Consider the following 20253-nt stretch of genomic DNA (forward strand, 5'->3'; position numbering starts at 1 on the left):
AATGGTCGCATTCTCATTCACGCAAACGACCATGGCATACCCTCTCTACACAGTCGCGCAGCTGCGCTCCATCGAACAAGCGGCCAGCAGCACGCTGGCGCCGGGCACCCTGATGACCCGCGCAGGCAAGGCCGCCGCCGATTATGCGCTCGAGTTATTGCGCGCATCAGCGGGTGCATCTCCGGACGACCTGCGTGGCGCACCGGTGCTGGTACTCGCCGGCCCCGGCAACAATGGCGGCGATGCACTCGAGGTAGCGGCGAACCTGGCCGAAGCCGGCGTCAACGCCACCGTGCTGCACTTGCCGGGCGACGGCAACGACGACGCCTCGAGCGAAACCGCCGCCGCCTACGAACGTGCGCGTTCGGGCACCGTCGGCTGGCTCGACATGCTGCCGCCCGATGGCCAGTGGGCGCTTGTCGTTGACGGCTTGTTCGGGATCGGCCTGACGCGCGCGCTCAGCGGCGAGTACCGCGACGTGGTCGCGGGCCTGGATGCCGTGCGCTGCCCGGTCCTGGCGCTGGACGTGCCGAGTGGTCTGGATGCCGACACGGGCGCCGTCATCGGCCCGGACGGCATCGCGGTGCGCGCCACGCACACGATCACGTTCATCGCCGACAAGCCGGGCCTGCACACGGCCGACGGGCGCGATCACGCAGGCCTCGTGCGCGTGGACACGCTCGGCGTGGATGCTGCAGCCACGCCCACGACGGCAGCGATGAACGGGTTGCCGGCCTTTGCACACTGCTTCACGGCACGCCGCCAGAACTCGCACAAGGGCAGCTTCGGTGACGTCGCCGTGATCGGTGGCGCACATGGCATGGCCGGTGCACCGGTGCTGGCCGCGCGCGGTGCGCTGTATGCCGGCGCGGGGCGCGTGTATGTCGCGGCGCTGAACACGCCGCCCGGCTACGACAGCAGCCAGCCCGAAATCATGTTCCGCGCGGCCGACGACCTGGATCTGTTTGGCCGCACGCTGGTGCTCGGGCCGGGCATGGGCGACTCGGTCGATGCGATGCGGCTGGTGGCCAAGGCGCTCGACAGCGACTGCCCGCTGGTGCTCGACGCCGACGCGCTGAACCTGGTCGGCGCCAGTCCCGATCTGCAGGCGCGCCTGGCGCAGCGGAGTGCCCCAAGCGTGCTCACGCCGCATCCGCTGGAAGCGGCGCGCATGCTGGGCATGACAGTGTCGGTGGTGCAAGCCGACCGCCTGGCCAGCGCCCGCGAACTGGCGCAGCGCATGCATGCAGTCGTGATTCTCAAGGGGTCGGGCACCGTGATCGCAGGACCCGACGGCGCGGTCTTGATCAACCCGACGGGCAACGCGGGTCTGGCCACGGCAGGCAGTGGCGACGTACTGGCGGGGATCTGCGGCGCGCTGCTGGCGCAAGGCTGGCCGGGCAAGGAAGCCGCAGCGGCGGCGGCGTGGCTGCATGGCGCAGCGGCCGACGCGCTGGTGGAAGATGGCGTGGGGCCGATCGGCCTGACCGCGGGTGAGCTGCCGGCGGCCGTGCGCAAGGTACTCAACGCGCAGGTGCGCGCTGCCGCCCAGGCGGAGAATTAATCAGCCAATGAGGCGGCCGGCGGCGATCGTGATCGTCCGGCCGCAACGCGCGGCCATGCCAGGATCGTGCGTGACCAGCACCAGCGTCGAGCCGCGCTCGCGATTGAGTTCGAACATCAGCCCGATGATCGATTCGCCAGTGGCCGCATCGAGGCTGCCGGTGGGCTCGTCGGCAAACAGCAGCGGCGGCTGCGTAACGAATGCACGCGCCAGTGCGACGCGCTGCTGCTCACCACCCGACAGAAACTTGGGATAGTGATTCAGGCGGCTGCCCAGACCGACGCGGCCCAGCATGTCGGCAGCCTTCTCGCGTGCACCGGATTCGCCCCGCAATTCGAGCGGCAGCATCACGTTCTCGAGCGCGTTCAGGTGCGTGAGCAGCTGGAACGACTGGAACACGAAGCCCAGCTTGGCCTTGCGAAACGCCGCGCGACCGTCTTCATCGAGCGCGAAGATATCGGTGCCATCCAGGCGCACGGTGCCGGACGATGGCGTGTCCAGGCCTGCCAGCAGCCCAAGCAGCGTCGACTTGCCCGAGCCGGAAGCGCCGACGAGCGCGAGCGTCTCTGCCGGTTGCACGGTAAAATCAATCTCTTGCAGGATGGTCAGCTCGCCGCTGGCGTCTGCGACCTTCTTCGACAAGCCGCTGACTTCAATCGCGGGCGGCCGGCCTGTCATTACACCGACGTCAGTGACGTCATTTTTGAATGCCTCGGGATGATCACGCATGCTTGCTTTTCTTAAGAACGCAGTTCTTGGTAAATTAATTGTCGGCGCTGCACTGGGGTTGAGTCTGTCCCTGGCAGCGACGGCGAACGCTTATTCTGCACCAAAAACCGTCCTCGTGGTGGGCGACAGCCTGTCGGCCGAATACGGCATCGCCCGTGGCGCCGGCTGGGTCGCGCTGCTCGAACAAAAAATGAAGAGCGAAAAAATCGACGCCAGGGTCGTCAACGCCAGCATCAGCGGCGAGACCACCAGCGGCGGCAAGGCGCGCCTGCCCGCCCTGCTGGGCCAACACAAGCCGGACCTGGTCGTGATCGAACTGGGCGCCAACGACGGCCTGCGCGGCTTGCCCGTGCCGTCGGCCGAGGCGAACCTGCGCGCGATGATCGCTGCAGCGCAGGCGCAGAAAGCACGCGTGCTGCTGGTGGGCATGCGCATGCCGCCGAACTACGGGCGCGCCTACACCGAGCGCTTCTTCGGCATGTTCCAGACCGTGGCGACGTCGACGAAGTCGCCGCTGGTGCCGTTCATGCTCGAGGGCGTGGCCGACAAACCGGCCCTGTTCCAGCAAGACCGCCTGCATCCGACCGCGCAGGCGCATCCCATCATCCTGAACAATATCTGGCCGACGTTCGAGAAAATGGTGAAGCAACCATGAAGTACCCGGAAGTCGCAGGGTTCGACGCCCTGCTCCCGCGCCTCGCTGAATTCGACGCCATCATCGACGTGCGCAGCGAAGCCGAATTCGCACTCGACCATATCCCCGGCGCGATCAACTGTCCGGTCCTGAACAATGACGAGCGCATCCTGATCGGCACGCTGTACAAGCAGACCAGCGCATTCGACGCCAAGAAGGCCGGCGCGCCGATCATCGCGCGCAATATCGCGCGCCACATCGACACGCTGTTTCACGACAAGCCGCGCGACTGGCGCCCGCTGGTGTACTGCTGGCGCGGCGGCAACCGCAGTGGGGCCATGGCGCTGATCATGGCGCGCATCGGCTGGCCGGTGGCGCAGCTCGAGGGCGGCTACAAGAACTATCGGGCCTGGGTCAGTGCGGCGCTGGCCGAGCCGCCTGCCGTCGATTTCCGCGTCGTCTGCGGCCCGACCGGCAGCGGCAAAAGCCGCCTGCTCGAAACGCTCGACGGCATCGGCGCGCAGGTGCTCGACCTGGAACAACTGGCCGCGCACCGCGGTTCGGTGCTGGGCCACTTGCCGAACGAACCACAGCCAAGCCAGAAGATGTTCGAGACGCTGGTGCTGGCCAGGCTGCGCAGCTTCGACCTGGCCCGTCCCGTATTCGTAGAGGCCGAAAGCAAGAAGGTCGGCAACCTGCGCGTGCCGGATGCCGTGATGACGCGCATGCGCGCGGCGCCCTGCATCGACCTGCAACTGGCGCGCCCCGCGCGCGTGCGCCTGCTGATGGAAGACTACCAGCACTTCTGCGCCGATCCGTCGGTGCTGGCCGATCAGCTGACGCACCTGACACTGGTGCATGGCCGCGCGAAGATCGCCGACTGGCAGGCGATGGCGCAAGGCGGCGCGCTGCCGGCGCTGGTCGACGAGCTGCTGGTGCAGCACTACGACCCGGCCTACCTGCGCTCGATCGACCGCAACTTCGTCCAGTATCCGCAGGCGCAGGTGGTGGAACTGGCCGACATCGGCGCCAGCGATTTTCTGGCAGCGGCACGGCACCTGCACGACGCGCCGGCATGAGGCTACGGGGCGATGCGGCGCGCCTCGTCGATCGCGACATCCTGCCAGAGCGCGTCGTCGCCGGCGTGCTGCGCCGCCCACACATGGTAGACGCCGGGCTCGATGACGAAGCCCGGCGCGTTGCCGCCCACACGGTAGCGTGCAACGATGCGTGGCTCGAGGTCGATCTCGACGCTGGCGCGCCCCCCAGCTGCCAGCAGCGTTTTGGTGAACCCGGCCAGGCGCTTGACGAAGCCGTCGGCGCCGGGTTTGGCGACATAGATCTGCACCACTACCGCACCCGTGCGCGCGCCGGTATTGGCCACCGCAACGCTCGCGGTGTAACGCCCGTCGACATTCACGTGCAGACCGCTCAGTGCAAACGTCGTGTACGACAAGCCGAACCCGAACGGGAACAGCGGCTCGTGGCCTTCGCGCGCGAACCAGCGGTAGCCGACATCCGACCCGTCGATATCGTAGTCAAGCGCGATGATGCCGCCCTGGCGCGGCGTGGCGGGATTCGACGTCGTGGTCTCCGGATCGATCTGCGCGGGGCGCGGCAACTGCGCCTCGCTGGCCGGGAACGTCACAGGTAACCGGCCCGATGGATTCACGCGCCCGAACAGCACGCCCGCCACGGCCGGCCCGCCGCCCGATCCCGGGTACCAGGCCGCCAGGATTGCGGCCACGCTGTCCCGCCACGGCATCGTGACGGGGCCGCCCGACTGGATGACGACAATCGTCGCCGGGTTGACGCCGGCGATGGCCTCGATCAGCGCATCCTGGTCGTCGGGCAGCGCGAGGCCCACGGCGTCGAGGCCTTCCGAGCGCCACTCCTGCGCAAACACGATCACCGCATCGGCCTTGCGCGCTTCGTCCAGTACCTGCTGGCGATCCGCGCCGTCGACGAACACGACGTCGCGTGCGGCGCTTTCCTCTTTGATCGCAGTAACGAGCGACGACGGCTGGACGATCTTGGCCACGTCCATCCCCATGATGCTGGTGCCGGGCAGTTGCAGGCTGCCGATGGGCGTCACGGCCGACGAACCACCGCCACACAGCACGCCATGGTCGGCATGCTCGCCGACGACCAGCAACCGGGCCAGGCGCTGCGGCAGCGGCAGCGTCGCGTTCCGGTTCGTGAGCAGCACGATGCCTTCTTCGGCCTGCCGCTGCGCAATCAGTTTGTGGTGGCTGAAGTCGATCAGCTGCGCGTGGTCGTCAATCGACTCTGCGTCGAGTGCACCGACGTCGATCAGGCCCGTCAGGATGCGCGCCACCATATCGTCGATGCGCGCCTGCGGCACCTGGCCGTCGCGCACCGCATCACGCAGCGCCTGACCGAAGTAATGCGCATCGTCGAGATTGGCGCCCGATTGCACGTCCAGCCCTGCTGGCGGTTGAAGGTCGCGCCCAGTAGCAGCGAGCTGGGCAGGCCCGTCGCATGGTCACCCGGGCGCACGCCGCCGATATTGCTGGTCCCGAGACTGGCGTCGGCCTGCTGCATGGCAGGGATGCCCAGGCGCGGGATGCCAGGATAGAACGCCGCCGAACCGATGGCGCGCTGCGCTTTGAGCTCGTCCGTCAGAGGAATAGCCATCGGGCCGGACAGCCAGGCGAACTTCTCGTCCTCGGTCATGCGCGCAACCAGGTCCTGGGCGCGCTGACGGCTCGTGGTGGCAGTAGTCATTGGAACAGTCCCTTCATGAGTGAGAGTAGCTGATCCGTCCAGTGTTACAGATACCGTGCGCCGGGTCGGTTAAGCACATCGCAAAAAGCCCGGCTGCTTGCGCGGCCGGGCTTTTTCAATCAGGAGCGAAGGGGCGACGACTTACTGCGCGTCGGTATTCGTGCCCAGCTGCGACGGCGTAGCCGTCACCTTGGCCTTTGCCTTGACCTTCAGCGCTTCGACATAATCGACCATCTGCTGCTGGCCCATCATGTTGCCGATCTGGTCGGCTTCCTGCTTGCGGCGCGCCGCATCGGGTTGCGCCGGCTGCGAGACCTTGTTGATGCGGTAGACCGCGTAACCCTGGCCCGGCACATCGACACCGACATACGCCGGCAGCTTGGTCGCATCAGCCTTGAGCACGGCAATGGCACCGGGCTGGTTGATCGTCGGCTTCGTGGTGCGCGAAACCACCACTGGTGCGCCGAAACCGGTTGCGTCGCCCGCTGCTTTGGCTGCCGCCAGCTTGGCTTCGCCGGCCTGGCGTGCCAGGCGCACCGCTTCTTCGATCGTTACGCGCTGACGAATCTGCGCCTCGACCTCGGCCAGCGGACGCTTGGCTGCCGGACGCAGTTCAACCACGCGACCTGCCACCAGTACGCTTGGCGCGACTTCCACTGCTTCGGTATTGCGCTTGTTCTTCAGCGCGTCGTTACCAAACAGCGCAGTCAGGAACTTGGCGTTGTTGAACGGTGCATCGCCCAGCGCCGGATTCGGCGTACGAGTGAGGTTGTCGACGGTCTGAATCTGCAGCTTGAGCTTGTCGGCCACCGGCTTCAGGCTGTCGGACTGGTCATACGCGGTCTCGGTGAACACGCCAGCCAGCTCGGTGTACTTGGAGGCCATTTTTTGCTTCTTGAGGTCGCCTGCAATCTGTTCACGCGCTGTGTCGAGCGACTTTTGCGTCGCCGGCTTGATCGAGTTCAGCTTGATGATGTGCCAGCCGAATTCCGACTGCACCAGGCCGCTCGTTTCGCCCTCTTTCAACGCATAGATCGAATCTTCGACCGACTTGACGAACAAGCCCTTCTCGACCACGCCCAGATCGCCGCCAGCCTGGGCCGAACCCGGGTCTTGCGAATTGGCCTTGGCAATCGCGGCGAAATTGGCCGGCGCCGCGCGCACTTGCGCCAGCACGGCTTCCGCTTTCGTCTTGGCCGCAGCCTGGTCGGCTGGCTTTGCATCCTTGGCCACCGTGATCAGGATATGGCTGGCGCTGCGCTGCTCGGGCGTCGTGTAGTTCTTGAGGTTCTTGTTATAGAAGTCGCTGATTTCGGCGTCCGACACCTGCACCTGATTTTCGACGGTGGCAGCGTTAAAGACGACGTATTCGGCCTTAACCTGCTCCGGAATCTGGAACAGCGTTGCGTTCTTGTCGTAGTACGCCTTGACCATCGCATCGGTAACCTTGACCTGTGGCAGATAGGTCGCGATCGGGAACACGATCTCCTGCACCTCACGCTCCTGATCGTTGATGTTCGACAGGCGCGTTGCGACGCTGCGTGGTGCGAATGCCGTGGCCTGGATCGAACCGGTCAGTTGCTGCACGGTGAGATCGCGGCGCAGGCGCTGGTCGAACATCGCCGGCGTCATGCCTTGCGCTGCCAGGGCGGCCTTGTAGCCTTCCATGTCGAAGCCACCGTCCGGCTGGCGGAACTGCTGGATCTCCATGATGGTCTTTTGCAGCGTTGCATCGCTGACGTTCATGTGCGAGCGGGCGATCTCGGTGCTGATGGCGCGTTCGCCGACCAGATTGTTGAGAATCGTTTTCTTCGCTTCGGCCGTCTCGAACATCTTCTGGTCGAACTGTGCGCCCATCATCTGGCGTGCCTGGTCGATCTGGCGACGCTGCGCATCTTCCCATTCCTGACGCGAAATCTTTTCGCCGCCAACGGTGGCGACGTGGGTGCCGGCATCGTTGCTCTGGTAACTCTCCAAACCGACAAACACGAACGATGGGACGATCAAAAGAAGCAGGATCCCGTACATCCAACGCTTGTTGTTCCGAATAAATTCAAACATGGTCAGCCATTCAAGGTTGAGAATGCAATAACAGCACAAGTTAAAAAAAAAGGCGAACTCGCGTTCGCCTCTTCTCATCATGAGGCGGCTCTGCGAGCCACCCCTATTTTACGCAATTCTGGCGGAGCGGACGGGACTCGAACCCGCGACCCCCGGCGTGACAGGCCGGTATTCTAACCAACTGAACTACCGCTCCAGACATGGTGTCTGTGCGTTTTTTGTGGCGGAGCGGACGGGACTCGAACCCGCGACCCCCGGCGTGACAGGCCGGTATTCTAACCAACTGAACTACCGCTCCAGCAAAAAACACACCAACGAACATCAGGGACTACACAACAACCCCTGTTGCTTTCCTTCGCTTGTCACCGCGAAGAAGGCATTAGTTTACAGCATCTTTCAGCGCTTTACCAGCCTTAAATTTCGGGACGCGTGCGGCCTTGATTTTAATGGGCTCCTTGGTGCGCGGATCGCGGCCAGTGCGTGCGGCGCGCTCGCCGACCGTGAACGTGCCAAAGCCAACCAGGGTAACGCTGTCATTCTTTTTCAGGGTCTCGGTCACGGCGTCGATGACGGCGTCGAGGGCACGCGCTGCCGATGCCTTGGTAATGTCCGCGGACTTCGCGATTTCTTCGATCAGTTCTGCCTTGTTCACTCGTTCCCTCGTTTCCCGTTCATGACGCACACGCGCCGCTGCTGCAAAAGTGCAGGCCGTATTAAACAAGGGCAACATGGCGCTGTCAAGCGAGGCCGCGTCAATGCAGGTTCATCTGTGGCATAAGACGCGCCATGGCGACAGCCCAAAAAAACAGGCGCCACACGGGCGCCTGTTTCAGGAAACTGCAAGAAGCTCGATACGATTTAGTGCTTGACCACTTCAGGCTTGGCTTCCACCGGCGCTGGCGCGACGGCCACCGCAGGATCTTCCACCAACGGCTGCGGCTGACGCTCCAGTGCGATCTCCAGCACTTTCTCGATCCAGCGCACCGGCACGATCTCGAGCTTGTTCTTGACGTTGTCCGGAATTTCGGCCAGGTCCTTCACGTTCTGCTCCGGGATCAACACCGTCTTGATGCCACCGCGATGCGCCGCCAGCAGCTTTTCTTTCAGGCCACCGATCGGCAGGACTTCACCGCGCAGCGTGATCTCGCCAGTCATCGCCACATCGGCGCGCACCGGGATGCCGGTGAAGGCCGAGACCAGCGCCGTTGTCATGCCGATACCGGCCGACGGACCATCCTTCGGCGTCGCGCCTTCCGGCACGTGGATGTGGATGTCGGCTTTCTCGAACGCCTCGTTCTTGATACCGAGACGTGCGGCGCGGCTACGCACCACCGTGCGGGCAGCCTCGATCGATTCCTTCATCACGTCGCCCAGCGTACCGGTGCGGATGATGGCGCCCTTGCCCGGCACGTTGACGGCTTCGATCGTCAGCAGATCGCCACCGACTTCGGTCCACGCCAGACCGACCACCTGGCCGACCTGATTGTCTTTCTCGGCCACGCCGAAGTCATAGCGGCGCACGCCCAGGAACTTGTCCAGGTTCTTGCCGTTGACGATGACGCGCTTGTCGACACCGGTGCCCGGCTTTTTCAGCAGCAGCATCTTGACGACCTTGCGGCAGATTTTCGACACTTCGCGCTCGAGCGAACGTACGCCGGCTTCGCGGGTGTAGTAACGGATGATGTCGCGGATCGCGGTCTCTTCGACCTTGATTTCCTCTTCCTTCAGGCCGTTGTTCTTCAACTGCTTCGGCAACAGGTAGCGCAGCGCGATACTGGTCTTTTCGTCTTCGGTATAACCCGACAGACGAATGACTTCCATACGGTCCAGTAGCGCTGGCGGAATGTTGTACGAGTTCGAGGTCGCCACGAACATCACGTCCGACAGGTCGAAGTCCACTTCCAGGTAATGGTCCGAGAACGTGTGGTTCTGTTCCGGGTCCAGCACCTCGAGCAGGGCCGACGACGGATCGCCACGGAAATCGGCGCCCATCTTGTCGATCTCGTCGAGCAGGAACAGCGGGTTGCGCACGCCGACTTTCGCCAGCGATTGCAGCACCTTGCCCGGCATCGAGCCGATATACGTGCGGCGGTGACCACGGATCTCGGCTTCATCACGCACGCCACCCAGGGCCATGCGCACGAACTTGCGGTTCGTTGCGCGGGCGATGGACTGGCCAAGCGACGTCTTGCCGACGCCTGGAGGACCGACGAAGCACAGGATCGGCGCTTTCAGCTTGTCGACGCGCTGTTGCACTGCGAGGTATTCCAGGATGCGTTCCTTGATCTTGTCCAGGCCATAGTGATCCTGTTCAAGGACGGCTTCAGCGCTGGCCAGATCGATCGCGACCTTCGACTTCTTGCGCCATGGCAGGGACACCAGCGTATCGATGTAGTTGCGCACGACGGTGGCTTCGGCCGACATCGGCGACATCAGCTTGAGCTTGCGAATTTCGGCCTGGGCTTTTTCCATGGCTTCTTTCGGCATCTTGGCGGCGACGACTTTCTTTTCGAGTTCCTCGATGTCGGCACCCTCTTCGCCCTCGCCCAGCTCTTTCTGAATCGCCTTGACCTGCTCGTTCAGGTAGTACTCGCGCTGCGACTTTTCCATCTGGCGCTTGACGCGGCCACGGATACGCTTCTCGACCTGCAGGATGTCCAGCTCGCCTTCTAGCTGGCCGAGCAGGTGCTCGAGGCGCTTGGCGACGTTGAAGATTTCCAGGATCACTTGCTTTTGCTCGAGCTTGAGCGGCAGGTGCGCAGCGACGGTATCGGCCAGGCGGCCTGCGTCATCGATGCCGGCGAGCGAGGCCAGGATTTCTGGTGGAATCTTTTTGTTGAGTTTGACGTACTGGTCGAACTGCTGCACGATCGCGCGGCGCATGGCCTCGACTTCGGAGTCGTCGCCGATTTCCGATTCAACCGGCGTCAGTTGCGCCGTGAAGTGCGTGGCGCCGTCATTGATCGTATCGATGCGCGCGCGCTGCGAACCCTCGACCAGGACCTTGACGGTACCGTCGGGCAGTTTCAGCATCTGCAGAATATTGGCGACGCAGCCGATCTCGTAGATGTCTGCGGCGGACGGTTCGTCCTTGGCGGCAGCCTTCTGGGCGGCCAGCATGATGCTTTTGCCCTGCTCCATCGCGGCTTCCAGAGCCTTGATCGATTTAGGGCGGCCAACGAACAGAGGTATCACCATATGCGGGAACACAACCACATCGCGCAACGGCAGAAGTGGCAGCGTCGTTTGCTCGGTTAATTTCGAAGTTGTCATGGCATACCTTATAAAAAGCGTGTTCTGAACTTGGGCACTGGACAGCCAAAACACAAGACCGTCCGGCAAAAATATATTCTGTAAGTAAAAGAAAACATACTTGTCAGAGCATATAGCCGTTCCAATAAAAGACTCTCGGAAAATGAAAAAGCCACCGCACGGCGTACCGCGAGTGGCTTTTCGAATGAAGCCGGGATCTCTTATTGAGATTGATTGTACCGAGTTGAATCCGTGCGGCAAGCAATTTGTCGCTTGCGCCCGGATTTTTTCAGTTTTCTCCCGAAGCTTTTGCCGTTTCGCTGTAAATCAGCAAAGGTTTCGCGCCGTTCGTGATCGTATTTTCATCGATCACGACTTTCACAACATTCGACTGGCCTGGCAATTCATACATTACATCAAGCAGCGCATGTTCGAGAATCGAACGCAAGCCACGTGCGCCGGTTTTACGGGCCAGTGCTTTCTTTGCAATCGCATGCAGCGCTGCCGGACGAATCTCCAGCTCGGCGCCTTCCATTTCCAGCAATTTCGAATATTGCTTGATGAGCGCATTCTTCGGCTCGATCAGAATCTGGATCAGCGCTTCTTCGGTAAGCTCGGACAAGGCAGCCACCACCGGCAGACGGCCGACCAGCTCGGGGATCAGACCGAACTTGATCAGGTCTTCGGGTTCGGCTTCGAGCAGGATCTCGGCGTTGTAGCCGGAATCGAGACTCTTGACCGTGGCGCCAAAACCAATGCCGCTCTTGACCGAACGGTTCTGGATCACCTTGGCCAGGCCGTCGAACGCACCGCCGCAGATGAACATGATGTTGGTCGTGTCAATCTGGACGAAGTCCTGGTTCGGGTGCTTGCGCCCGCCCTGCGGCGGCACCGAGGCCATCGTGCCTTCGATCAGCTTGAGCAGCGCCTGCTGCACGCCCTCGCCCGACACGTCGCGCGTGATCGACGGGTTGTCGGACTTGCGCGAAATCTTGTCGATCTCATCGATGTAGACGATGCCGCGCTGCGCCTTTTCAACTTCATAGTTGCAGCTCTGCAGCAGCTTCTGGATGATGTTCTCGACGTCTTCGCCAACGTAGCCGGCTTCGGTCAGCGTGGTCGCATCGGCGATCACGAACGGCACGTTCAGCATGCGTGCGAGCGTCTGGGCCAGCAGCGTCTTGCCGGAGCCGGTCGGACCGACCAGCAGGATGTTGCTCTTGGCCAGTTCGACTTCGTCTTTCTTGCCCAGGTGCTTGAGGCGCTTGTAGTGGTTGTACACCGCCACCGACAGGATGCGCTTGGCCGTTTGCTGACCGATCACATATTGGTCAAGCAGTTCGGTGATTTCAAGGGGCGTCGGCAGGTCGGACTTGGCGCCCGTGACCGTTTCAACGTTCGAAGTTTCATCGCGGATGATGTCGTTGCACAAGTCGATGCATTCATCGCAGATGAACACTGACGGTCCTGCGATCAGCTTCTTGACTTCGTGCTGGCTCTTTCCACAGAACGAGCAGTACAACAGTTTTTCGCCGCTGGAGGATTTTTTCTCTGACATGGGGGCAGGACTCTATTGAATTGCTATGAATATAACGCTTAACCGGAAACGCAACAAGGGCGAATCCAAGGGCGCAACTGGCGCGCATGCGAACATGCTACCCGAAATAAAAAACAAACGCCCGAACGTGTTCGCGTCCGGGCGTTTTTTTCCAACATCACGCTGGATGCTCGGGCAATTTCTTAACCGCGGTGCGTGAGGACCTTGTCGATCAGCCCATATTCGACCGACTCTTCGGCCGACATGAAACGGTCACGGTCGGTGTCACGGTGGATCTGTTCGATGCTCTGGCCGGTGTTATCGGACATGATACGGGCCAGGCGCTCGCGCAGGTACAGGATTTCCTTGGCCTGGATTTCGATATCCGAGGCCATGCCCTGTGAACCGCCCGATGGCTGGTGAATCATGACGCGCGAGTTCGGCAGCGAGAAACGCTTGCCCTTGGCGCCGGCTGCCAGCAGGAAGGCGCCCATCGAGGCCGCCAGACCCGTGCACAGCGTCGAAACGTCGGGCTTGATGAAGTTCATCGTGTCGAGGATCGCGAGGCCGGCCGAGACCGAGCCACCCGGCGAGTTGATGTAGAGCGAGATATCCTTGTCAGGATTTTCGCTTTCCAGGAACAGCATCTGGGCGACGATCAGGTTGGCCATCTGGTCGTTGACGGGACCGACCAGGAAAATCACGCGTTCTTTCAAGAGGCGCGAGTAAATGTCGTAGGCGCGTTCGCCGCGACCACTTTGCTCGACGACCATCGGCACCAAGCCGAGTGCCTGTGTATCCAGTGCTGGATTGTGCATCATACCTGTCTCGTTCCTTGTTAGGGGTTGGTCAAATGGGCCATTGAAAAAAGCCGGCCTCGAGGGGCCGGCCTGCTTTTCTTAAGCCTGTGGGACGCTGCCCATCAGTTCATCGAAAGCGACGGTCTTGTTCGAGACCTTGGCCTTGCCAAGTACGTAGTTGACGACGTTTTCTTCCAATACAAGGGCTTCGACTTCACCCAGACGACGGCGATCGCTGAAGTAGTACTTCAGGACTTCTTTCGGGTCTTCGTAGCTCTGCGAGAAATCTTCGATCTGGGCTTTCACCTGGTCTTGCGTGGCTTGCAGATCGTTGTCAGCAACCAGTTGCGACAGGATCAGACCCAGGCGCACGCGGCGCTCGGCCTTGTCCTTGAACATCTCGGACGGGAACGGCAGCTTGGCGACGTCCATGCCGCGCTGTGCCATGTCCTGGCGGGTCATTTCGGCCAGACGCTCCGAATCCTGCTCGACCATCACGGTCGGCACGTCCAGCTCGGTAGCCTTGACCAGTGCATCCATCACGGCTTCCTTGTTGCGGGCCTTGACGCGGGCGCGCACTTCGCGCTCCAGGTTCACCTTGATGTCTTCGCGCATTTTCTCGATCGAGCCATCTTCGATTCCCAGCGACTGGGCGAATTCGGTGTCGACGGCAGGCATGTGCGCCCACTCGAGTGCTTTGAGCGTGATGGTGAACTCGGCGGTCTTGCCGGCCACATCCTTGCCATGGTAGTCCTCTGGGAACGCCAGTGGGAAGGTCTTGGCTTCGCCGACTTTCAGGCCGATCGTTGCGGCTTCGAACTCAGGCAGCATGCGGCCTTCGCCCAGCACGAACGCGTAATCTTCAGCCTTGCCGCCGTCGAATTCGACGCCGTCCAGCGTGCCGACGAAGTCGACGGTGACGCGGTCACCCTCGGCTGCGACTGGCTCGCCGCCGGTACCGTGTTCGCCCTGCTCGCCCTTGGTGTGGTAGTGCACACGCTGCTTGCGCAGGATGTCGATGGTCTTGTCGATTTCGGTGTCGGAGACTTCGGTCACGACGGTTTCGACTTCAACGGCTGCCAGGTCGCCAATGACAACTTCCGGATAGACTTCGAAGGTGGCGTTGAATTCGAGGACGCCTTCAGGGGCGTCGTCTTTTGGCTCGATTTTCGGGAAACCGGCAACGCGCAGTTCGTTGGCGACAGCGGCTTCGTTGAATGCGCGGCCAACTTTGTCGTTGAGCACGTCCGATTCGATCTGGTAGCCGTACTGGGCAGCGACCATCTTGAGCGGCACTTTGCCCGGACGGAAGCCAGGCGCCTTGGCGGTCTTGGCCTGCTGTTTCAGGCGCTTCTCGACTTCAGTGCGGACGTCAGCGACCGGAAAAGAGATCGTCAAGCGACGTTCGAGTTTACCCAGGGTTTCGACTGCAGTTGCCATTGTAAAAATCGTCCAAAAAAATAATTATTCGTGGTGCGAGGAGGGGGACTCGAACCCCCACACCATTGCTGGCGTCAGGACCTAAACCTGGTGCGTCTACCAATTTCGCCATCCTCGCTCAGGATTGCAATATCGCCTCAAAAACAAAGGGCGCCCGACAGTAGATCCCGGCCGCCCTGCACTCCATTGTTTAGGGGCTACAACTTCAATCGATTATTTTACTGGAATTTCTGACACTATTGGGCATCATTTTTTCCAGTGCGGGGGTACGTGCATTCATTTGCCGCCCGCCCCTGCCGGCTTTTTGACGCGGAACCACGCTGCATACAAGGCCGGCAGGAATAACAGCGTCAATGCCGTTGCCACCATCAGGCCGCCCATGATGGCCACCGCCATCGGGCCCCAGAACGTCGAGCGCGACAACGGGATCATCGCCAGCGCCGCCGCAGCGGCCGTCAGCAGGATCGGCCGGCAGCGGCGCACGGCCGCTTCGATGATCGCATCCCACGGATGGCTGCCGGTGGCAATGTCCTGCTCGATCTGGTCGACCAGGATCACCGAGTTGCGGATGATCATGCCGAACAGCGCAATCACGCCCAGATTCGCGACAAAGCCGAACGGCCGGTCGAGGATCAGCAGCGCCATCGCAGCGCCCGCCACGCCCAGCGGGCCGGTCAAAAACACGAGCAGCGAGCGCGAGAAGCTGTGCAATTGCAGCATCAGCAGCGCAAACACGATGAACAGCACCAGCGGGACATTGGCTGCGATGGACGCCTCGGCTTCCGAGCTGTCGGCGGCGGCGCCTTCGATTGTCAGGCGATAGCCGGCCGGCAGCTTCGCGCGCAGCTCGGTCAATTGCTTGTCGACTTGCGCCGTCACGGTCGGCCCCTGGATACCGTCGACCACGTCGGCCTGAACCATGATGGCCCACTCGCGGCCCTCACGCCAGACGACGCCCGGCTCCCAGACGAAGCGCACGCGTGCCACCTGGCCAATCGTCACTGCCTGCCCGCCGGTGGTCGGTACCAGCGTTTCGGACAGGCGCGTGATGGTCGAGCGCTCTTCCAGTGGCTGGCGCACGACCATGTCGATCAGGCGGTTCGATTCGCGCAACTGCCCGACCGCCGTACCGGTGAGCGTCGTGTTGACCGCGCGCCGCACGGCCTGCGACGTCACACCCAGCGCGCGCAGCTTGTCCTGATCCAGGTCAAGACGCAGCACCTTGATCGATTCGTTCCAGTTGTCGTTCACGCCCAGCGTGTTCGGATTGGCCAGCAGCGTCGCCCTGACCTGGTCGGCGATCCCGCGCACGACGCCGATGTCCGGCCCCAATACCTGGAACTGCACCGGGTACGGCACCGGCGGGCCATTGGCCAGCAGCCTGACGCGGCCGCGCACTTCGGGAAAATCATGCTTGAAGATGTCGACGATCTTCAGGCGCAGCGCGTCGCGCGCCTTGGTATCGACAGGCAGCACGACCACCTGCGAGACGTTCGACTGCGGGAAGATCTGGTCCAGCGGCAGATAGAAGCGCGGGCTGCCGGTGCCGACATAGCTCGTCACACTGCGCACACCCTGCTGCTGCGCCAGAAACGCTTCGAAGCGCTTGACGGTCGCCTCGTTGGCGGCAAAGCTCGTGCCCTCGGGCGACCACAGTTCGACCATCAATTCGGGTCGGCTCGAATCCGGGAAGAACTGCTTCTCGATGAATTTGAAGCCGAAGATACCCAGCGCGAACACGGCGAGCGTCAGCGCGATGGTGGTCTTGCGCCACTCGACGCACCAGGTCACGATGCGCCGGAAGCGCCGGTAGGCCGGCGAGTCGAACACGTCGTGGCCACTCTCGCCATGGGCGTGCGGCTTGACCTTGAGCAGCATGAAGCCGATGTAGGGCGTGAACATCACCGCCACCACCCACGAAATCAGCAGCGCCAGCCCATTGACCGAGAACATCGTGAACGTGTACTCGCCGGCGGCCGATTCGGCCAGGCCAATCGGCAGGAAGCCTGCCGCCGTGATCAGGGTCCCGGTCAGCATCGGCATTGCCGTCGACGTGTAGGCAAAGGTGGCGGCCTCAAAGCGCGACAGGCCCTCTTCCATTTTGCGCACCATCATTTCGACGGCGATGATGGCGTCGTCCACCAGCAGACCCAGCGCGATGATCAGCGCGCCCAGCGAAATCTTGTGCAGCGAGATATCGAGCATGCGCATGGCCAGGAACGTGATGGCCAGCACCAGCGGGATCGACAGCGCCACCACCAGGCCCGGGTAGATATCGATGCGCCACTTGGGCTTGGTGTGAAGGCCCAAGGCCAGGAACGACACGACCAGCACGATCACGACCGCCTCGATCAGCACCTTGACGAATTCACCGACCGATTCCTTGACGGCCTGCGGCTGGTCGGCCACCCGCTCGAGCTCGATCCCGACCGGCAGTTGCGCGCGGATGCGGGCCACCGTCTCGGCCAGCCCCTTGCCCATCGTGATGATATTGCCGCCCTTTTCCATCGACACGCCCAGGCCGATGACTTCCTTGCCGTTGAAGCGCATCTTGTCGGCCGGCGGATCCTGGTAGCCGCGCTTGACGGTGGCAAAGTCGCCGAGGCGGAACGTGGTGCCGCCGGCGCGCAGCTGCAGCGCCTCGATCTGGTCGAGCGTGCCGAGCGCGCCCGTCACGCGCACCGACAGATTGTCCGTGGGCGTGACCAGCACGCCGCTGGCCTCGACCGCGTTCTGCGTGGCGATCTGGTTCACGATCTGCTCGAACGGCACCCCGAGCTGGGCGAATTTCTTGCTGGAGAACTCGATATACACTTTTTCGTTCTCCACGCCGAACTGCTCGACCTTGGCCACCAGCGGCACGCGCAGCAGCTGCTGGCGCACGAAGTCGGCGTAGTCGCGCATTTCGCCATAGGTGAAGCCATCGCCCGACAACGCGAAGATCGACCCGTAGGTGTCGCCGAATTCGTCATTGAAGAACGGGCCGATCACGCCCTGCGGCAGCGTGGCAGTGATGTCGCCGATTTTCTTGCGCACCTGATACCAGGCGGCCGTCGTTTCCTTGGGCGGCGTCGATTCACGCAGCTCGATCAGGATCGTGGTTTCGCCCGGCTTGGAAAAGCTGCGGATCGTGTTGACGTACGGTGTCTCCTGCAGCTTGCGCTCGAGTGGGTCGGTGACCTGCTCGGCCATCTGCAGCGCCGTGGCGCCCGGCCACACGGCGCGCACGACCATCGCGCGGAAGGTGAATGGCGGGTCTTCGTCCTGGCCCAGTTCGAAGTAGCTCAGGATGCCGAACAGCAGGCAGGCAGCGATCAAAAAGCGCGTGAGCGGGATGTGCTCCAGCGCCCAGCGCGACAGGTTGAAGCCCTTCATCGTGCGGCCCCGCCGTTGGCCGTCATGGCCGCTTCAGCGTCCGCCCGGCGCGCGACATCGGCGGTAAGGATGCGCACCTTCTGGCCAGGCTTGAGCAGGTTCACGCCGGCCGTGACCACGTTCTGTCCGGCGCGCACGGCGCCGGAGACCAGCACGTCGTTGTCGACCTGGCCGGCCACCTGCACCGGCACGAGCTTGACGGCGCCGTTGTCGACGACCCAGACGCTGCTCGCGCCCTTGTTGTTGACCAGCGCGCTCAACGGCACGCGCAGGCCGCCGGTGGTCGCCGCGCCCGTGGCCAGCTCCACCGTCGCGCTCATCCCCAGGCGCGCATCGGCGCGGGCGGGTAGCGCAACTTTCACGGTATAGGTGCGGGTCGCGGCGTCGGCCATCGGTGCAATTTCGCGGATCTTGCCCGGGATGGTCTGCTCTGCATCGGCCCACAGGCGCACGACCACGTCGGCCGACTGGCGCAATCCGTCCACCTTGTTTTCGGGGATGCCGATCACGACTTCCTTTTCTGCAGTGCGGGCCACGCGCACCACCGGCGTGCCAGCCTGGACGACCTGCCCCACTTCGGCATCAATGGCCGTGACGACGCCATCGACGTCGGCGACGAGGGTCGTGTAATCGGCCTGGTTCGACTGGCCGCGCAAGCCAGCCTGCGCCGCATCGACATTGGCCTGGGCGGCCTTGAGCGCGCTTTGCTTCGCGTCGAGCACGGCCTGGCTGACGAAATTCTGGGAGCGCAGATTGACGTGCCGCTGGTAGTCAGCGGCAGCCAGTTCGCGCTCGGTTTCGGCGGCGCGCAGCGTGGCGCGCGCCTGGGTTTCGGCCAGCCGGATGTCTTGCGGGTCGAGCCGCATCAGCACCGTGCCGCGCTTGACGGTCGCGCCCACGTCCACCTTGCGTTCGATGATCTTGCCGCCGACCCGAAAGCCCAGCTGCGACTCGTAACGCGGCCGCACGTCGCCTGAAAACTGCGACCGCTCGGCGCCCGCATCCGCCACCAGCTGGATCACCCGCACCGGACGGATATCTTCGACCGGCGGCGCCGGCTTGGAGCACGCGGCCAGGGCGCCGGCAGCGCAGAAGGCGAGCACGGCCGCCCGCAAGGTTGGGGAAGAAAATCGGACAAACACGGTGGTGATCCTTTGACTGGGCATGCGGCGTCTCAAGCCGAAGCTGGCGGCGCGTGGAGTGCTGCGTTGGCGCCAGTTTGTAATTCAGCAATTATAATCATGCAAATAGACAATGTGACGACTTTAGCGTCTTCCCTCTAAACATGGCTGTTGATCACTACGAGAACTTTCCTGTTGCGTCGATTCTGATGCCACGCCGCCTGGTGCCGGCGGTCGAGGCAATCTACGCCTTTGCGCGCAGTGCCGACGACCTGGCCGACGAAGGCGACGCCGCGCCCGGTGAACGGCTGGCGGCGCTGCAAGCCTATGACCAGCAGTTGGACCGCATCGAGGCTGGCAGCGTTCCCGATGAGCCGATGTTCGCGCGGCTGGCCCATGTCGTGGCGCAGTACCGGCTGTCGGTCGAGCCCATGCGCGACCTGCTGTCGGCGTTCCGGCAGGATGTCGTGACGCCGCGCTACCAGGAATACGCGAGCCTGCTCGACTATTGCCGCCGCTCGGCGAATCCGGTCGGGCGCCTGATGCTGGCCCTGTACGAGGCCGATGACGCGGTCAATCTGCGCGACTCTGATGCCATTTGCAGCGCGCTGCAACTGATCAATTTCATTCAGGATGTCGCAATCGACCTGACCAAGGGCCGGATCTACCTGCCGCTGGAAGACCTCGCGCGCTTCAAAGTCAGCGAAACGGCCCTGAAGGCGGGCATCGTGGATGCGCCGTTCCAGGCCCTGATGCGCTTCGAGGTCGAGCGCGCCCGCGCGCTGATGCTGTCGGGTGCGCCACTGGCCAGGCGGCTGCCGGGCCGCATCGGCTGGGAGCTGCGCATGATCGTCCAGGGTGGCCTGCGCATCCTCGACCGGATCGAGCGCGCAGGTTACGACGTGTACCGGCGCCGCCCGACCTTGGGCACCGCGGACTGGGTCGCCGTCGGCTGGGGCGCGCTGCGCATGTAAAAGTCACGGCGCACATCG

Annotated in this window: 15 protein-coding genes and 3 tRNA genes; 4 read left to right on the top strand and 14 right to left on the bottom strand. The window is 63.0% G+C overall.

Features of this window, described 5'->3' with window-relative positions; all coding sequences use genetic code 11:
• Window positions 1-31 precede the first annotated feature (31 nt).
• On the top strand, window positions 32-1564 hold the full coding sequence (locus NX775_RS21705) for an NAD(P)H-hydrate dehydratase (RefSeq protein WP_258837876.1): 1533 nt from the start codon (window positions 32-34) through the stop codon (window positions 1562-1564).
• Here NX775_RS21705 and NX775_RS21710 read toward each other — a convergent pair whose 3' ends face one another.
• A complete protein-coding gene (locus NX775_RS21710; RefSeq protein ID WP_258837989.1) occupies window positions 1565-2242 on the bottom strand; it encodes an ABC transporter ATP-binding protein in 678 nt (225 codons plus the stop codon). It lies immediately after the preceding gene.
• Window positions 2243-2291: 49 nt separating this feature from the next.
• Here NX775_RS21710 and NX775_RS21715 point away from each other — a divergent pair, with 49 nt between their 5' ends.
• Together NX775_RS21715 and mnmH are read left to right on the top strand one after the other, a co-directional pair.
• A complete protein-coding gene (locus tag NX775_RS21715; protein WP_183552154.1) occupies window positions 2292-2948 on the top strand; it encodes an arylesterase in 657 nt (218 codons plus the stop codon).
• Entirely contained in the window at window positions 2945-4006 is a 1062-nt protein-coding gene (gene mnmH, locus NX775_RS21720; RefSeq protein WP_258837877.1) for a tRNA 2-selenouridine(34) synthase MnmH, read from the top strand. The genes NX775_RS21715 and mnmH overlap by 4 nt, the downstream gene beginning before the upstream one ends.
• Before the next feature lie 2 nt (window positions 4007-4008).
• Here the strand turns inward: mnmH and NX775_RS21725 are convergent, their stop codons facing one another.
• The 13 genes from NX775_RS21725 to NX775_RS21785 form a co-directional block, all read right to left on the bottom strand.
• Window positions 4009-5367, bottom strand: coding sequence for a glycoside hydrolase family 3 C-terminal domain-containing protein (locus NX775_RS21725; protein ID WP_258837878.1), 1359 nt, complete (start codon window positions 5365-5367; stop codon window positions 4009-4011).
• Complete coding sequence (locus NX775_RS21730) at window positions 5250-5675, bottom strand: hypothetical protein (RefSeq protein ID WP_258837879.1); 426 nt, start codon at window positions 5673-5675, stop codon at window positions 5250-5252. The genes NX775_RS21725 and NX775_RS21730 overlap by 118 nt, the downstream gene beginning before the upstream one ends.
• Window positions 5676-5816: 141 nt before the next feature.
• The gene (locus NX775_RS21735) at window positions 5817-7736 is read right to left on the bottom strand and encodes a SurA N-terminal domain-containing protein (protein WP_258837880.1); all 1920 of its coding nucleotides are present in this window, start codon (window positions 7734-7736) and stop codon (window positions 5817-5819) included.
• A gap of 119 nt (window positions 7737-7855) precedes the next feature.
• Window positions 7856-7932 (bottom strand) — tRNA-Asp (locus NX775_RS21740).
• A gap of 25 nt (window positions 7933-7957) precedes the next feature.
• Window positions 7958-8034, bottom strand: a tRNA-Asp gene (locus NX775_RS21745).
• A gap of 81 nt (window positions 8035-8115) precedes the next feature.
• Window positions 8116-8388, bottom strand: a complete 273-nt coding sequence (locus NX775_RS21750) for an HU family DNA-binding protein (protein WP_183553666.1) — start codon at window positions 8386-8388, stop codon at window positions 8116-8118.
• A 206-nt stretch (window positions 8389-8594) separates the two neighbouring features.
• The gene (gene lon / locus NX775_RS21755) at window positions 8595-11009 is read right to left on the bottom strand and encodes an endopeptidase La (protein ID WP_258837881.1); all 2415 of its coding nucleotides are present in this window, start codon (window positions 11007-11009) and stop codon (window positions 8595-8597) included.
• Between the two features lie 268 nt (window positions 11010-11277).
• Window positions 11278-12546, bottom strand: coding sequence for an ATP-dependent Clp protease ATP-binding subunit ClpX (gene clpX / locus NX775_RS21760; RefSeq protein WP_183552143.1), 1269 nt, complete (start codon window positions 12544-12546; stop codon window positions 11278-11280).
• 182 nt (window positions 12547-12728) lie between these two features.
• Window positions 12729-13346, bottom strand: a complete 618-nt coding sequence (clpP, locus tag NX775_RS21765) for an ATP-dependent Clp endopeptidase proteolytic subunit ClpP (RefSeq protein WP_307732379.1) — start codon at window positions 13344-13346, stop codon at window positions 12729-12731.
• A 78-nt stretch (window positions 13347-13424) separates the two neighbouring features.
• Complete coding sequence (tig, locus tag NX775_RS21770) at window positions 13425-14765, bottom strand: trigger factor (RefSeq protein WP_258837882.1); 1341 nt, start codon at window positions 14763-14765, stop codon at window positions 13425-13427.
• Between the two features lie 31 nt (window positions 14766-14796).
• Window positions 14797-14883, bottom strand: a tRNA-Leu gene (locus NX775_RS21775).
• 158 nt (window positions 14884-15041) lie between these two features.
• Entirely contained in the window at window positions 15042-18140 is a 3099-nt protein-coding gene (locus NX775_RS21780) for an efflux RND transporter permease subunit (RefSeq protein WP_258837883.1), read from the bottom strand.
• Entirely contained in the window at window positions 18137-19306 is a 1170-nt protein-coding gene (locus NX775_RS21785) for an efflux RND transporter periplasmic adaptor subunit (RefSeq protein WP_258837884.1), read from the bottom strand. The genes NX775_RS21780 and NX775_RS21785 overlap by 4 nt, the downstream gene beginning before the upstream one ends.
• Window positions 19307-19425: 119 nt before the next feature.
• Here NX775_RS21785 and hpnC point away from each other — a divergent pair, with 119 nt between their 5' ends.
• Complete coding sequence (gene hpnC / locus NX775_RS21790) at window positions 19426-20235, top strand: squalene synthase HpnC (protein WP_258837885.1); 810 nt, start codon at window positions 19426-19428, stop codon at window positions 20233-20235.
• Window positions 20236-20253: the final 18 nt, after the last annotated feature.

Origin of the sequence: Massilia aurea, assembly GCF_024753205.1 — a bacterium.
Taxonomy (GTDB): Bacteria; Pseudomonadota; Gammaproteobacteria; order Burkholderiales; family Burkholderiaceae_D; genus Telluria; species Telluria aurea.

Excerpts from the sequence above, each read along its gene's own strand:
- NX775_RS21705 (WP_258837876.1), top strand. The coding sequence starts at position 32 with ATGGCATACCCTCTCTACACAGTCGCGCAGCTGCGCTCCATCGAACAA.
- NX775_RS21710 (WP_258837989.1), bottom strand. The coding sequence starts at position 2,242 with ATGACAGGCCGGCCGCCCGCGATTGAAGTCAGCGGCTTGTCGAAGAAG.
- NX775_RS21715 (WP_183552154.1), top strand. The coding sequence starts at position 2,292 with ATGCTTGCTTTTCTTAAGAACGCAGTTCTTGGTAAATTAATTGTCGGC.
- mnmH (WP_258837877.1), top strand. The coding sequence starts at position 2,945 with ATGAAGTACCCGGAAGTCGCAGGGTTCGACGCCCTGCTCCCGCGCCTC.
- NX775_RS21730 (WP_258837879.1), bottom strand. The coding sequence starts at position 5,675 with ATGACTACTGCCACCACGAGCCGTCAGCGCGCCCAGGACCTGGTTGCG.
- NX775_RS21735 (WP_258837880.1), bottom strand. The coding sequence starts at position 7,736 with ATGTTTGAATTTATTCGGAACAACAAGCGTTGGATGTACGGGATCCTG.
- lon (WP_258837881.1), bottom strand. The coding sequence starts at position 11,009 with ATGACAACTTCGAAATTAACCGAGCAAACGACGCTGCCACTTCTGCCG.
- clpX (WP_183552143.1), bottom strand. The coding sequence starts at position 12,546 with ATGTCAGAGAAAAAATCCTCCAGCGGCGAAAAACTGTTGTACTGCTCG.
- clpP (WP_307732379.1), bottom strand. The coding sequence starts at position 13,346 with ATGATGCACAATCCAGCACTGGATACACAGGCACTCGGCTTGGTGCCG.
- tig (WP_258837882.1), bottom strand. The coding sequence starts at position 14,765 with ATGGCAACTGCAGTCGAAACCCTGGGTAAACTCGAACGTCGCTTGACG.
- NX775_RS21780 (WP_258837883.1), bottom strand. The coding sequence starts at position 18,140 with ATGAAGGGCTTCAACCTGTCGCGCTGGGCGCTGGAGCACATCCCGCTC.
- NX775_RS21785 (WP_258837884.1), bottom strand. The coding sequence starts at position 19,306 with ATGCCCAGTCAAAGGATCACCACCGTGTTTGTCCGATTTTCTTCCCCA.
- hpnC (WP_258837885.1), top strand. The coding sequence starts at position 19,426 with ATGGCTGTTGATCACTACGAGAACTTTCCTGTTGCGTCGATTCTGATG.